Below are 14,419 nucleotides of genomic sequence, written 5' to 3' on the forward strand. Positions count from 1 at the left end.
TCAATCTGGTATCTTTGTATCTGGGTTAGCTGTTTATAACCTTTCATAAGCTTCCTCATCTTTGGTCGGATTGAAAAAGCCTTGAACTATATCAGCTAACCTCTTTCAATCACGTTAAAATGAATTGCACTTATGAGTTGAATCTAAGCTACTTTAACAGCATGGTAGAAAACACCTTCCATGACAGAATCATTAACTTAATAAGGAGTTCAACGCTATGAAAATACAATTCGTCAAGCTTGGCATCGTTGCCTTTTTGGCTTTGTTAGTTGGAGGATGTATCGTAAACCCGACTCCAAATGCCGGACATTTTTCGATGTCTGAAGCGGAAACCAAAGCCGCCCAATATAATTCATTACAAACCTTCAATGCAGATCGAGAAGCTCATCGAGCCGTACTAAGAGATGAAGCAGAAGTGAGAGCCTGGGAAAGCAATATTACGCGCCCAAATAACGTCATAATCGTTCCACGTCGATAGCTTATCGATAATAACGTATTGCAATAAATTTACATTTTAATAGGAGAATAGCTATGAAAAAATTTATCTTACCTCTACTTGGTTCAGTTTTAATTGCCAATTTAGCCACTGGCTGTGTTGCGACCCCTGCCGGCCCAAGTATAGGCTCATTGGGTGCAGGATCGGATACCGCTTACTTGAATGCCTCTCGTGGTCGTGCCGATGCACAGGTGACTGCTGTTCAAGCCGAACAATACAGGCGGCAACAAGCTATAGTCAGTGACGAAATGGCACTGGAGCAACAAAAACGCCAAAATACCTTACAAAACACCAATGGTCTTCTGCAAGGTATTGGTACTATTATGCAAATGGTGCCACGTTAATACGTCAGCAATAGACAACTGTCGATTTCGTTATCCTGCCACAGGCGTGGATAACGAAATCACAACCTGCTATTGCTGAATGGAATGCTCTATAGGAAAAGGATAACTGCCCTTTCGGATATTGAAAAACGCCAACTCTGGCAGACTCGTTAAAACGCCTCTAGCTCCAATTTTAAGCCCCCTGCCCTCGTCGAGTGGCAAGCTAAACAACCCCCATACACTTTGACTGGTAGCTGCTAGGGTATTGACCGCACCAAACAACGGCCTAAGCAAAGCTGCATCATCGGTAAAAAACACAAACCAGGCATCATCGGGATTATGGTTGTAAAGGCTAGAGCTGAATACGTTCGATTCACGGGCATACACCCAGCTATCGACTTCCCTATCATACATCTTGGTCAATTCTTGTTGCCTGTAAGCTGGCAGTTCCCTGATGTTGACGACCTTATACGTCTCTTGTACCGAGTCAAATGCTTGAAATGGGATAAAATTTAGTTGGGGATCAACAAATCCGCCCAGCATCTGTTTGGATTGCCCCGCTACCGCTTCGTTGATGTTTTCCAAAAGTGCGGTAACGCAATTTTTAGTCAATAAGTGGTAGGCATTACGGTCACTGTCTTCCTTAAGTTGACGTTCTCCTGCCAACTCCTGATAATTCAAGGCAGCTTCTAGCTGTTCTGCGGACAAATCCGTTAATAAAAAACGGGTTAGAGGAATGCTTTTATTGGGCAGTGCTTGTTCGCTTTGATAACGTAATTCTCCTGTTTTGTCGCTTTTTAACCATTGTTGGTAACGGTTTGCGGCTATCTCCAGATTTACGTAACGTCGTTCATAAGCACCTGAACCTTCATCTAAGTCAGAGAATGCTTCAAGCATATCTTTTAAATCATTACGACGCTGCTTTTGTAACTGTTCTGCATAAAGTGCTAGCTGTTGCTGGGGGATAGCAATGACTTTTTCGTCCGTATCATCCAGAAATGTCCAATGCCGGGTTTGTATGGAGTGTTCGATAACGATCAACCGTGCCAAAGTTACAAACAAGGCATAGCCCCAGTCAGGTCGTTTTGAAACCATTAATGATTGGGCTGAGAGCAGTAAATCATGTCGGAATGTTTCCGCTAGACGTATTTCTGCATCATTTAGCTTCATGCCAGGTAGACTGACTTCAAAACACGCGCTGTTCGTCAAAGATTGAGCCTTCTGCAAAACCTGTAAGGCTAGAAAACCGTTCAGCAAATCACTGTAACGTTCAGAAAAAGCATAGTGGGAAGGGTTGGTTGAGTTATCATTTATTTGAGTCAAAGGAAAAAGCTGGCGTAGTGCTTTATCCGTTGCAATAATCTTTTGCGCCAGAAACTCTTTACCATATCTCCCTTCAAGTTGCTGTTTTAACTTAGCTATGATGTTTGTACTTGTGCTTTTCGTAGCGCATTCAGCAGACGCTTTTACAGCACCCAAATTACCATCGCCGTAAAACAAACCAGCCCCAGGTGACTTTAGCGATGTTTCTGATCCTAATGCAGATAAAGCCGATACAGGCTTACCTGCTTTCCATTCCAATAAAGCCTGTAATAAAGCTTGGTCTTGTTCTAACGCTTTTAAATGCTTTAGTTGCTGTGTCTGCCCGAAAAACCGCACCTTAAAATAACTGCTTATGCGGTCATAAGCAGTATCTGACACCTCAATATCGGCAATATGTATGGTGCGGTTTTGCAGCAATTGATAATTAACCCGAAAGGCTTCGGCTTTGTGTTTAAACAGTCGAATCAGCGCATTTTCGTATTGGTAGTGGTAAACATCATCACCTAACTGCACGGCAACATGCCCACCACTTGAATTACCTTCGCTGGCTTCTATGTATAAAAATTGGACTATCTTGGCATGTGCGCTACCCGCAAATAACAGCAATCCCAATAACGCAACTTTCACCCTTTAAAGTCTTTAATTGTCATAGCCTTCTTGAATATCACTCATCTTGCCGCTATCGCCATTGGTAAACTGCCTTTTGTAATTATCGTACTGAATACCTGAAATATTAGCTTTTTTTAGACCCTTGCCGATAGCTCTATAAGTTTTTGGATTGGCTTCCCAATCCACGATGCCGTTCTGTGAGGCAACATCACTGATGCCTTTCATAAAAGCGTGTTGATCGGTATGGCTGGAATTAGTACGCATATACGTCACCGTGAAATCTTTGACTTCATTTTCGTAACGATTATCGTCTATCTTTTTCTCATCCTTATCGTTGTTTTTGCTGGAAGATGTTGAAGAATCTGAAATACTTTCCGAACTTTTGGCGATAGAACCCGCGCTATCTGAGATTGAACCAACACTATTGGATATGGAACAGGCGTTGAGGGCAAGCACAGCACACGCACCAAGAACCACAAAACATATTGTTTTTAAACGACTTAAAGCAACCATAACCTCTCCAAAGTATGCGAATAACTGTACGACAAAGACTTAAAACCCTACAAACCCTAAAATCGGCAAGCAGCCAGCAATTGCTTTCCCGTTTAACCTGCGGACATCGTACCAGTTTATCGCTAGGGTTTGAATCTTTCTAACCCAACAATACCGCCGAAGGTTTACGATAACGAAAACTCTGGCTTGCATCGCAAGACCGTCATATTATAATCCCTGTGTTTTTTACGATCATTAAGGAAATAAATATGAAGAAATTTTGCCTGACCATTTCGCTGCTGCCTTTCTTGTTCGCGGCGACCGCCTACGCGCACGGCCCCGTACGCCAAAAAGTTGAGGAAAAAATCACCATTAATGCACCCGCCCAAAAGGTGTGGGGCATCATCAAGGAATATGGTGATATGTCGTGGTTACCTGCTGTTAAAAGCACTACCGTTAACGGCGGCAACAGCGAAGGCGCAACCCGTGTATTGACTTTACAAGACGGTGGCACGATTACCGAAGAGCTCAAAAAGTATGATGAAGGCAAAATGTCTTACGCTTACAAAATATCAGAAATGAGCACTGCAAAAACCATTACCCACGCCGGCGCTGAAGAAAAAGTACCTGTTTTGCCAGTAGACAACTATGCCGCCAGCATAGACTTGGAAGCGAAAGGCGAAGCCACGCTGGTCACATGGAAGGCGGGCTTTTACCGTGCCTATGTCAACAACAACCCACCACCAGAAATGAATGAAGAAGTTGCTAATACTGCGGTAAAAGGCATTTTTAAAGCTGGGTTGGAAAATCTAAAGTCTTTGGCTGAGAAGTAGAATTACCTCAGCAAATCAGGCCAATAAGGTGCTAAAACCAAAATACCTTTCAGTAGCCATCGCGTTACTTACCGCTGTTTTGGTCACACCGCTTGCGGCAGCGCCTTTTGCCTACATCAGCAATCAACTGGATGACAGCGTATCGGTTATTGATACGCAATCAGGCAGTGTCGTTGACACCATTGCCGTTAAAGGCAAACCGGCTGGTGTTGCGGCATCGCCAGATGGCAGCAAAGTCTATATCAGCACACCAGAAGCCAAGGGTTTTGCTGTTATAGACACCAAACAGCGCAAAGTCATCACCACAGTCAACGTTAGCGAAGGCTCATTAGGAATAACTGTTAGTCCAGATAGCAAGCATATTTATGTTGCTGACTGGTATAACAACACTGTCTCGGTGATTGATGCCGACAGCTTAAAAATCGTCGGTTCGATTGCTGTGGGACAATCGCCATCTGGCCTAATGGTTAGCCCCAACAACCGCTGGCTGTATGTCGCCAATCGCATTGATAATTCGGTTTCCAAAATCGACACCTATAAGCTGGCTGTTGTAAAAACGGCACAAGCTGGTGAACACCCCTTTGGCTTGACGCTCGACACCCGTGGCGACCGCCTGTATGTCGCTAATGTAAAGAGTGACGATGTAACTGTCATTGAAACCGCGACGATGAAGGCCATTGCCAATGTAAAAGTCAATATGCTGCCTTATGCAACCGCCTTGGCACTGAATGACAGTCGTTTGTTTGTGACCAATCAGGATGACGGCTCAGTATCGGTGATCGACACGGAAACATTGCAAGAAATCGGCTTGATACCCGTCGGCGAAAAACCCGAAGGCATCAACACCCACCCAGACGACCGATACGTCTATGTAGCAAACTGGTTTGACAGCAATGTTTCTGTCATTGATGCCAGGAATTTAAAAGTCGTCAACACTATCAAAACTGGCGAAGGTAGCCGAGGTTTTGGGCAATTTTTCAGCACACATTAATATTCTCAATCAGGCAAAACAATGGCAGAAACAGTAGACGATTTAACCGTCAATTATGAAGATGGCGGCATTCAAACAGTTAAGGAACTGGACAAGAAAGTCCTGACCAAAGGCGCATGGGCCACATTAATGTTCCGTTATCAAGACTGGAACAATGCGAAAGGCGAATACGGCCCAGACAAATATACCATCCGCCGTTATCAAAAACAGAACGGCGAATACCGTCAAAAATCCAAGTTCAATATTTCCAGCAAAGACCAAGCCAAGAGTATTATTGAGGCTTTGTCGGGTTGGGTTGGGGTTGAGTAATGCAGCAGATTAGGCACAGCAATAGCGAAACCCAATAGCCAAAGTTTCAATTTAATGGGCTTTATCGCCTTGCACAGCACGGAACAACTATGACTCATAGTACCGAGTTTAATTGCAATTTCATTGATGGTGCGTATCTTGAAATCAAAGGTGATGACCAGGATGAGTTTATTGTCGAATGCAATGATTTGGATGATCCCGAATTCACTCTGACCTGTGAAATCAAGGGTAACCAATGGGTACGTACGCCGCACCGATATTTTATCCGCTGGAAAATCAGCGTCTTCGACAAAAACAGCAAGAACCTGTTGTTCCAGCAAAGTTACGACTGTAAAGATCAGCGGGTCTATGTCGCTTTTGAATCCAATGCGTTGGGCGATACCTTGGCGTGGTTTCCGGCAGTGGAGGAATTCCGCAAAAAGCATGGTTGTCAGATAATTTGTTCAACTTTTATCAATGGCTTGTTCAAAGACCAATACCCTGACATTGAGTTTGTCGAGCCTGGGGAAACCGTCCACGAACTGTATGCCATGTACCGCTTAGGCTGGTGTTATAAGGAGGACGGCGAATATGATTACAGCAAAAACGTCCAGGAATTCAAAGAGCAACCCTTGGGGCAATCGGCTTATGATATTTTGGGAATTGACTTTAAGGAGATCAAGCCCCGCCTAAAATCGGTATCTTTGCCGCGCCCAATGGACAAACCCTATGTCTGCATCGGCTTTCATACGACTACGCAAGCAAAATACTGGAACAATGCCAGTGGCTGGGACGAAGTGGTGCGGTTTCTGCGCTTTAAGGGTTATAGCGTGGTTTCGCTCTCGCGGGAGGGCAAGGAACACATGGGCAACAAACTACCCAAAGGTGTTAAGTGCCTGCCGGAGGGTTCGTTGGATGTCGTCATCAATTACCTGCGCCATGCCAAGTTGTACATCGGGTTGGGCAGTGGTTTAAGCTGGCTGTCTTGGGCTGTCGGTTGCAAAACCTGCCTTATTAGCGGATTTTCCTATCCTTATTCGGAAATGCAGGATTGTATTAGGATTTTTCCCGAAGGCGATGTGTGTACGGGCTGTTTTAACCGCCATCGGTTGAACCAAGACGACTGGCTGTGGTGTCCAGACCATCAAGATACCCCAAGAATGTTTGAATGTACTCGCCAGATAACTGGGCGGCAAGTGATTGGGGCGATTACGCCTTATTTGTAATTCCCCAAGGCTAACTTAAGCACTGAGCGTCATTCGACTAGCCAAGATAAACAGCAAAATACTCGATAGCCCTGGTGGGTTTATTGAAGTATCAGAGCAATAATTTTGTTCAGGGTTGCTTACAATTAATACCACCCCCACCGCAACAGCTTATAGCGTTGCGGTAGGGTTAAAAAAGGCTAGGCAATTTACTTAGGCTTAATATTGATTGTGGCTAACAGTACGGGAAAAGCCGCCGTTCCGCTACCGTCTGCGTCAAACTCGAGTCTAATGGTGCTAGTGGGGCTGAGAACAGGGATAGTAGTCAAGGGTATGCCACCAAGTGATGTTAGGCAAGAACCCACTCTCATATGAAGGTTGCCATCCCGTGATCTGGCTCTGAGTTGATAGGTAAACGTTCTTCTGGACTCACCTGTGCCTGCCAATTCACAGACTTAGCCACTTGGGAAGATGGCACTTAAAGTGCTGATGTCATTATCGAAATTACTTTGGGTAATCAACCCATTTTTAACCTTAATTTTAAGCTCAAGTCTTTGCCTGCTACCCTTATGGCTAGAGGTTCGTTTAAAAGATGCTTTGACCACATCCGAAGTAATGCTCGCTGCAAGACGGCACTTGGTTCTAGAACTTGAGCTAGAACTCGATGAAGAACTAGAACTTGCGCTAGAACTCGAAGTTGAGCTAGAACTGCTCCTGGAGATACTACAAGACATAGTTGAAGTGCCAGATGAAGAATTGCCGGAACTTCCGTTTGAACCGTTATTGTCTGAACCGTCCTTTGCGAACGCAGGTGTTGCTGCGGCTATGCTGCCCACCAGTAAAAAAGCCAATTCTCTGTGTTTTAATGATCTCATAAAAATCCTCGTTGGTAAAAATAACGCCTTTAGGCTTGAATTAGCCTCACTGATGAAATTTCAAATTTTGTTGACACCCGTATATGACTAAAAAGGTCAGAAAGGTTCAATGTCTATTAAATATTTTCGTATCGATAGAGTTAAATGTGCGCCAACAGTATGCAATTAATAAGCTGCAATATCCTTACGATACAATAATATCACATGTTTGCCAGCTATCATTCGGCGCAATATGTAGTCGCTGATGCGCTTTTATTTCTTCCCAATAAAAAACACTTGCACATTCGATTCCCACGCCGGAGCGTAGAAACGATAAAATGTAGAAACGCAAAATCTTGAACCACTACGAACGTTCCTTTTATGGACATTTTTTAGCAATCCACCTGAGCTAGGTTATAATTATAAGCAATTTGAACACAGCAAAACACAGCGGATTATGAGCATTACACTTTCGAACAGAGTTAAAAAAGTTAAACCTTCACCAACCTTGGCAATTACCGCCCGTGCCGCAGCTATGCGGGCAGTGGGCAAAGATATTATCGGGCTGGGTGCAGGCGAACCCGACATGGATACGCCAGAACACATCAAGGCCGCTGCCGTCAAAGCTTTGGATAACGGCTTTACAAAATACACAGCCGTCGATGGCACACCTGGCTTGAAAAAAGCAATCATTGCTAAGTTTAAAAATGACAACGGTCTGGATTACACGCCTAAACAAATCTTGGTATCCTGCGGCGGTAAGCAAAGTTCTTACAACCTAACCCAAGCTTTGCTAAATCCAGGTGATGAAGTCATTATCCCTGCGCCGTATTGGGTATCGTATCCCGACATGGTGTTGCTGGCGGATGGCGTTCCTGTCATTATCGAAACGACGCAAGAACAACGCTTTAAGATCACGCCGGATCAGCTACGCAAGGCAATTACCCCTAAAACGCGGCTGATCTTTATCAATAGCCCATCTAATCCTTCTGGCATTGCTTATTCTTTTGATGAGCTAAAAGCGTTAGGCGATGTGCTAAAGGATTTCCCCAACATCATCATCGCCACGGACGATATGTATGAACACATCCTTTGGGAAAAAGGCACATTCGTCAATATCCTGAACGCGCATCCTGAGCTTTATGACCGTACCGTGGTAATGAATGGCGTATCGAAAGCCTATTCCATGACCGGCTGGCGTATCGGCTATGCGGGTGGTCCAGCGGATTTGATTGAAGCGATGTGTACCATCCAATCGCAAAGCACCTCCAACCCAACTTCTATCTCGCAAGTTGCTGCCGAAGCGGCTTTGACTGGCGATCAAAGCTTTATCGACCGGATGTGCGTTGAATTCAAGAAACGCCATGATTATGTTTTCGCTGAATTAAACTCCATAGATGGCATCGAATGTATTCCTACGGATGGAACTTTTTACGTGTTCCCAGATGTCAAAAAATTAATTGCTCGGCTGGATGGCATTGAAGACGATCTTGCATTTTCTGAATATTTGATCGAAAAAGCAGGTGTTGCATTAGTGCCAGGTTCTGCATTTGGCACACCTGGGCATATTAGAATTTCTATTGCGACTAGCATGGCTAATTTACAGAATGCGTTGGAGCGGATCAAGAAAGCAATCTGAACCATTATCGCAACCTGACTCGGCACAGTAATTGGAGAAAATAACGATGAAACCACAAAACCCTGAGCCAAAAGGCAGTCTTTTGGCTAATTTTATCTACAACCCTGCTCGGAGTTTTATCACCGTTGCGCTGTTATTGCCGTTATTTGTTGTGGTGGAAGCAGTTTCTGCTGATGATGCCAAACCAGGGTTAATCAGGACAACGCTGATGGAAAATACGGTCGAATTGCCTAGCAAGAGTATCAATTCCAAAGTGATACGCGTCACTTTCCCACCCGCTTTCAAAACGCCTTGGCACACCCATGAAGGGCCTGGTCCACGTTATGTCGTCAAAGGTAAGCTCAAAGTGACTGAGGATGGCAAAGTCAATACCTACTCGGTCGGTGAAGTGTTTTGGGAATCTGGCAAGTTAATGGCAGTTGAAAATGTCGGTGCAGAAACGGCGGAATTGATTATTTTTGAGCTCGCACCCAGCAATTAGACAAAATCATTCCCGTCCTGATAAAAACGGTACAAAACTCACCGACTCCAACTCTTCAGCTTCATAACCCTTTTCGGAGCGTATGACACGTTGTAGTGTTTGTCTGCCACCCTCGCCGATTGGTATCACCATCACACCACCCATTGCCATTTGTTGCAGCAAAGTTTCGGGTATTTCAGGTGGCGCTGCGCTGACCAAAATACCGTCAAACGGAGCATACTCAGGCCAGCCCCAACCACCGTCATTATGTATAAAACTGACATTCTTAATCTTCATGTCCCAAAGATAGCCCTTGGCTTTTCGCTGTAACGGCAGAATTCGCTCGACGGAATACACATGATCCGCCAATTGCGCGAGGATGGCGGTTTGGTAACCACAACCCGTTCCTATCTCAAGCACTTTCGACAAGTGTCCCGCTTTTAGCAAAAGCTCAGTCATTCTGGCAACAATGTAAGGTTGGGAAATGGTCTGGTTATGACCGATAGGTAAGGCGGTATCTTCATAAGCCCTACTCGCCAAAGCTTCATCAACAAAGATATGTCGGGGCGTGTTCCGCATCACATCCAATACTTTTTTGTTACGTATGCCTTGCTCGATCAAGCGGTTAACCATGCGGTCACGGGTTCGTTGCGAGGTCATGCCTATTCCTTGTAGGCTTTGGGTCATTGCGTATGCTCCTTGGGCAACCAGGCACTTAATTCTTCGATACGGCTGTACCAAGTCAAATCTAATTGTAACGGAGTTACCGACACATAACCTGTGCTAATGGCGTAAAAATCAGTCCCTACCCCGGCATCCTGTTCTGCGCCCGGCGGCCCTACCCAATAAATAAGCCGTCCGCGAGGATCTTTGCCTGTAATGACGGGTTCTGATTTATGCCGTTGACCTAGCCGCGTGGCTTGATAGCCTTTCAAATCCCTAATAGCAATATCCGGTACGTTGACATTAAGAATAGTGTCTTTGGGCAAAGGCTTGTCGATCAATTGTTTCAATATTGTGACTGCGACATGCGCGGCAGTTTCAAAGTGCGTCACTTCGCCACTGTTTCCTGCCAAAGAAATGGCAACCGCAGGCAATCCTAAAAACCGCCCTTCTGTAGCAGCGGCGACAGTACCGGAATACAGCACATCATCACCCAAATTGCCGCCATGATTGATACCAGCAAACACCATATCGGGTTCTTTCTCCAACAATCCAGTAATCGCCAAATGTACGCAATCCGTCGGTGTGCCATCCACCTTGATAAAGCCATTTTCCCCTACTGAAGCACGAAGCGGCATTTCCAAGGTCAGCGAGTTACTTGCCGCACTGCGGTTTTTATCGGGAGCAACCACCGATATTTCAGCATATTGACCTAATGCACTTGCCAATGCAGACAGCCCTTCAGCCAAGTAGCCATCATCATTGCTTAACAAAATGTACATTAATCATCGCCTAGTTGCGGGTTACGCTATAAAATCCAACAATAGTATCAATTTTGGACAACAAAACCAGCTTTCGTGACAAAAAAAACCATTAGTCCAAAAGATAGTGACCTGTTTCGACAATCCGTAGGAAACGTACGCTCTGTAAAAAGCGACAAAATCGAATTAAAGCCAGATCAGCCAAAACCTTATCCAAAGCCACAACCCTATGATCTGAATGAAGATTGGTACGACGACATCGAGCAAAATCTTGACAACGTAAGCCATGAAGAGACTCTTAGCTATACCGCACCCGGCATACAAAACAGCGTCCTTGCAAAATTACGTAAGGGATTTTTTGGTGTGCAAGCGGAAATTGATTTGCACGGACTGAACAGCAACGCAGCAAAACAACAGCTACTGGACTTCCTGCATGTCAGTACACAGCGCAGTTATCGCTGTGTTCATATTATCCACGGCAAAGGCTACCGCTCTTCTGACCCGCATCCCGTTCTCAAAAACCACAGCAACCGTTGGTTAAGGCAACACAAAGACGTACAGGCTTTCTGTTCAGCATCACCAAGACAAGGTGGTGCTGGTGCTGTTTTCGTGTTGTTGAAAGTATCTAAGGAACACTTCGATAGAGGCGACGAGTAGGCTAAGGTTGTTTTAACCTTGTTAAAAGAGATAGCGTTAGAACAGCAAGACAGGCTAACCAGCTCAGTAATTGACAGTTGCTTAAGGTGAACGTGACCGCCCAGCCCAGCCTTTCCCCAAGTTCAGGGTATGCCTGTATAAAATCACGACCAATCATAAAAGCCCTGATTTCTCCGACTATTAAACCCACCATATAGAACAGAATTAACCAGCCTATGTACTTATGTTGCTGATTATTTGCAGCATTGGCATCTATTAATCTAGCGAAATTAAAGTTCGATAAAGCGACTTGTTGATTAACTAAACAACGAATGCAGAATAATCCTAACAATCCAGCTACCGGTATTACGGCTAGTTCAAACGGAAAACTGGTGTAACGCCCGTCTACTGCTAATACGTAGGTTTTATATAATGCTAACGCAATCACGATGAAATAAACCGTGTTAAGCGCAAGGGTTGCGGTTTTATTTGTCTTTTCGTCTATGAGCATCTTGCTTGCTCTGTAGGTAAGCAAGCCAGCAACAACGATATTCAACAATACGATTAGCACGGCTTTCATCCTTTGCCAGTCATCGTAGCTGGTGTACCAGGATTTATCGCCATGAAACACCAGTAAGGCGCAAAGCACTTGAATAAACACAAGGAAAAAGAAGGTGTTAGTCGAAGACTGCTGGTGCAGTTTTTTGGCATAGAAAGCAGTACAACAAAGCATTAAGAGCGATGCAAGCAGAAATTGATTAAACCATTTCACGTTTTCATAGACTTTTCCAGTCAACGGAAAAACTTCTTCGCGATCTACCGAAAATAATCCCCAATTTGCACCGATTACACCTTCCAACTCGCTTTTCCAGGATTGGTTAAAGGCCTCGACGATATTGACATCAAAATGATTATCAGCAGCCACTTTCAACAAACCACGAATGAATGCCGCCTCATTAACCACACTGGGAACTGCCCAACCGCGCTGCTTGCCGACACTAGGCCAACCGGATTCACCGATGAGAATAGGTTTACCTGGTGAAATGGTTTCGGCCTCTTTTCGGACTTGCTTATAAATGCGCTCAATATGCGCTGGGGCATTTTCAACCGAAATCGGCTCGTCTTCCCAATACGGCAGGATATGGATGGTAATGAAGTCAACTTCCTTAATTAAATCAGGGTGTTTCATGTACATCGACCAAACGTCGGCATAGCTTACCGGCTGCTTGATGCGTTTTTTAACTTCGCGGATGTATTCGACCAGTTCCTCCGGCGTTCTTTCTCCACGCAGTAATACTTCGTTGCCGACCATAACACGTTTGATGACATCAGGATTGGCATTAGCAGACGCAACTAACGCTTCTATTTCCATACGGGAATCTTCCGGCAAATAACCAATCCATGCGCCCTGTATCATGTTCAAGCCATGTTTGCGTGCCAATTCTGGGATAACCTTCATACCTAGTGAGCTGGAATAGGTGCGGATGGTGTGGGTTTTGTCCGCCAACAATTTCAAATCTTCGTCGATTTGTTCTGGCGAGGGGAATTGCAACAGTAACGGGCTTTGACCTTCCCGAAATGGTGCAAAAGACAGGCTGTTGAGCTTCCCATCTGGGACATCCAACCCTACATCTTGAGGTAGGTTTGTCAAATAGCCACACAAGCCGCTGAGTAAAATAATTAGGGTGGAAAATAAAACAATTCTCATGAATACAATTTATATTATGGGTGTAAGGTTTACTGTGCAAAGACGATTACCCGTTGGCTAATCCTCCCATTCCAATTCCGCATAGGCCTTGGTTACGTTTTTGCGGTGGAATTTGTCGAACAACTTCCATTTTCCCTTAAAAGATACTCCAATCGTTGCAACCGCATCTTCCAAAAACACACCTTTTTTTATCGCAGCCCTTACTTCGGCAAGTAAAGCACTTAGGTATGCTTTTTCCGGCATCATACTTTTCGGCCAATCGTTAACCAAGGAACCGTGTCCTGGAATGACTATTTTATAGGATTTACTCTCTAACTTGTCCAATTCTGTTAACCAGCCTTTAAGGCTACCATCAACAGAAGGCAAATGTTCGATAAATAGCAAATCAGACAACCATAAGGTATCGGTTTGCGGATCATACACGCTCAGATCGTTATCGGTATGCGCGGCTGGATGCGCGGTCAGTTTTAGAATGCGCTCACCCAAATCGAGATCTAGCTCACCGCTTACAGCAATTTCAGGTGGAATAATATCCTCATCAGTTAAGGTTATGCCCAGTAATTCCGGTGCTTTTTGGATGTAATAATCACCACGAACTGACATCGCCCGTGCCAGTTTTTCATGCCCAACAAACTTTGCACCCGTGTTTTTGAACGCCGAATTGCCATAGATATGGTCGGGATGAACGTGGGTGTTAATTACATAGCAAATCGGCTTAGATGTGGTGTTATCTATAGCGTTCTTCAACGCCATGCCCTGCTCTGGATTGCCGCCCGTATCAACCACAGCCACACAACGCTGACCGACAATAAAGCCAATATTGGCAATAGCCCCATGATTTTTAGTGTCAGAAAACTCTTGTACACCCCAATGCACATAAATGCCTGGTGCAACTTGGTTTACGGATAATACCGGTGCAGCAAATATTATCTGTGGCAACAAAATCACAAACAGAACAAGCACGTTTTTCATCAACAGCCCCAGATTTAAGATAATAGCGACCAGAAAAGGTGGCGATGTGAAATGATAAGGCATTTAAGCCAGAGCAATCCACTAAAAACCGTATCGCCAATATTGCAAAAAAGCTGAGGCATAATCATCAGCCCTGCCTGCATTCGTGTTATCGCCACTTGCGGAT

The 14,419-nt window shown here is 44.7% G+C and carries 16 protein-coding genes; 10 read left to right on the plus strand and 6 right to left on the minus strand.

The genetic code is table 11. The features are described from left to right. Nucleotides 1-217: 217 nt before the first annotated feature. Entirely contained in the window at nt 218-478 is a 261-nt protein-coding gene (locus AC1YY3_RS09000) for a hypothetical protein (protein ID WP_482194427.1), read from the plus strand. 53 nt (nt 479-531) lie between these two features. Continuing rightward, a complete protein-coding gene (locus AC1YY3_RS09005) occupies nt 532-840 on the plus strand; it encodes an NGK_0946 family protein (RefSeq protein ID WP_482194428.1) in 309 nt (102 codons plus the stop codon). 69 nt (nt 841-909) lie between these two features. Here AC1YY3_RS09005 and AC1YY3_RS09010 read toward each other — a convergent pair whose 3' ends face one another. Together AC1YY3_RS09010 and AC1YY3_RS09015 are read right to left on the minus strand one after the other, a co-directional pair. Continuing rightward, nucleotides 910-2,769 (minus strand): hypothetical protein, encoded by a 1,860-nt coding sequence (locus tag AC1YY3_RS09010; protein WP_482194429.1) that lies wholly within the window; start codon nt 2,767-2,769, stop codon nt 910-912. 12 nt (nt 2,770-2,781) lie between these two features. After that, entirely contained in the window at nt 2,782-3,264 is a 483-nt protein-coding gene (locus AC1YY3_RS09015) for a putative lipoprotein (protein ID WP_482194430.1), read from the minus strand. A 248-nt stretch (nt 3,265-3,512) separates the two neighbouring features. On the opposite strand from AC1YY3_RS09015, the gene AC1YY3_RS09020 reads away from it, so the two are divergent. From AC1YY3_RS09020 to AC1YY3_RS09050, 7 genes are all read left to right on the plus strand, one after another. Then, entirely contained in the window at nt 3,513-4,076 is a 564-nt protein-coding gene (locus tag AC1YY3_RS09020; protein ID WP_481824690.1) for an SRPBCC family protein, read from the plus strand. A gap of 28 nt (nt 4,077-4,104) precedes the next feature. Continuing rightward, a complete protein-coding gene (locus tag AC1YY3_RS09025) occupies nt 4,105-5,067 on the plus strand; it encodes a YVTN family beta-propeller repeat protein (protein WP_481824689.1) in 963 nt (320 codons plus the stop codon). Between the two features lie 21 nt (nt 5,068-5,088). After that, nucleotides 5,089-5,376 carry a hypothetical protein gene (locus AC1YY3_RS09030; RefSeq protein ID WP_481824688.1) on the plus strand — a complete coding sequence of 96 codons (288 nt, stop codon included), beginning with the start codon at nt 5,089-5,091 and terminating at the stop codon, nt 5,374-5,376. Nucleotides 5,377-5,465: 89 nt separating this feature from the next. After that, nucleotides 5,466-6,581: an autotransporter strand-loop-strand O-heptosyltransferase gene (locus AC1YY3_RS09035; protein ID WP_481824687.1), complete on the plus strand. Its 1,116-nt coding sequence runs from the start codon at nt 5,466-5,468 to the stop codon at nt 6,579-6,581. 450 nt (nt 6,582-7,031) lie between these two features. Then, nucleotides 7,032-7,526 (plus strand): hypothetical protein, encoded by a 495-nt coding sequence (locus AC1YY3_RS09040; protein ID WP_482194431.1) that lies wholly within the window; start codon nt 7,032-7,034, stop codon nt 7,524-7,526. Between the two features lie 345 nt (nt 7,527-7,871). Beyond that, on the plus strand, nt 7,872-9,053 hold the full coding sequence (locus AC1YY3_RS09045) for a pyridoxal phosphate-dependent aminotransferase (RefSeq protein WP_481824685.1): 1,182 nt from the start codon (nt 7,872-7,874) through the stop codon (nt 9,051-9,053). 46 nt (nt 9,054-9,099) lie between these two features. Then, entirely contained in the window at nt 9,100-9,534 is a 435-nt protein-coding gene (locus AC1YY3_RS09050; protein ID WP_481824684.1) for a cupin domain-containing protein, read from the plus strand. Nucleotides 9,535-9,540: 6 nt separating this feature from the next. On the opposite strand, the gene AC1YY3_RS09055 is transcribed toward AC1YY3_RS09050, so the two are convergent. Together AC1YY3_RS09055 and surE are read right to left on the minus strand one after the other, a co-directional pair. Further along, nucleotides 9,541-10,200, minus strand: a complete 660-nt coding sequence (locus AC1YY3_RS09055; protein WP_481824683.1) for a protein-L-isoaspartate(D-aspartate) O-methyltransferase — start codon at nt 10,198-10,200, stop codon at nt 9,541-9,543. Beyond that, nucleotides 10,197-10,958, minus strand: coding sequence for a 5'/3'-nucleotidase SurE (surE, locus tag AC1YY3_RS09060; RefSeq protein ID WP_481824682.1), 762 nt, complete (start codon nt 10,956-10,958; stop codon nt 10,197-10,199). Before surE ends, AC1YY3_RS09055 begins: the two co-directional genes overlap by 4 nt. Nucleotides 10,959-11,033: 75 nt before the next feature. On the opposite strand from surE, the gene AC1YY3_RS09065 reads away from it, so the two are divergent. Next, nucleotides 11,034-11,594, plus strand: a complete 561-nt coding sequence (locus tag AC1YY3_RS09065) for a Smr/MutS family protein (RefSeq protein ID WP_481824681.1) — start codon at nt 11,034-11,036, stop codon at nt 11,592-11,594. Nucleotide 11,595: 1 nt separating this feature from the next. Here AC1YY3_RS09065 and AC1YY3_RS09070 read toward each other — a convergent pair whose 3' ends face one another. Both AC1YY3_RS09070 and AC1YY3_RS09075 read right to left on the minus strand, forming a co-directional pair. Beyond that, on the minus strand, nt 11,596-13,281 hold the full coding sequence (locus tag AC1YY3_RS09070; RefSeq protein ID WP_481824680.1) for a glycoside hydrolase family 17 protein: 1,686 nt from the start codon (nt 13,279-13,281) through the stop codon (nt 11,596-11,598). Nucleotides 13,282-13,338: 57 nt separating this feature from the next. Continuing rightward, nucleotides 13,339-14,316, minus strand: coding sequence for a quinoprotein relay system zinc metallohydrolase 2 (locus AC1YY3_RS09075; RefSeq protein ID WP_481824679.1), 978 nt, complete (start codon nt 14,314-14,316; stop codon nt 13,339-13,341). Between the last annotated feature and the right edge of the window lie 103 nt (nt 14,317-14,419).

Source organism: Methyloglobulus sp., assembly GCF_964779595.1.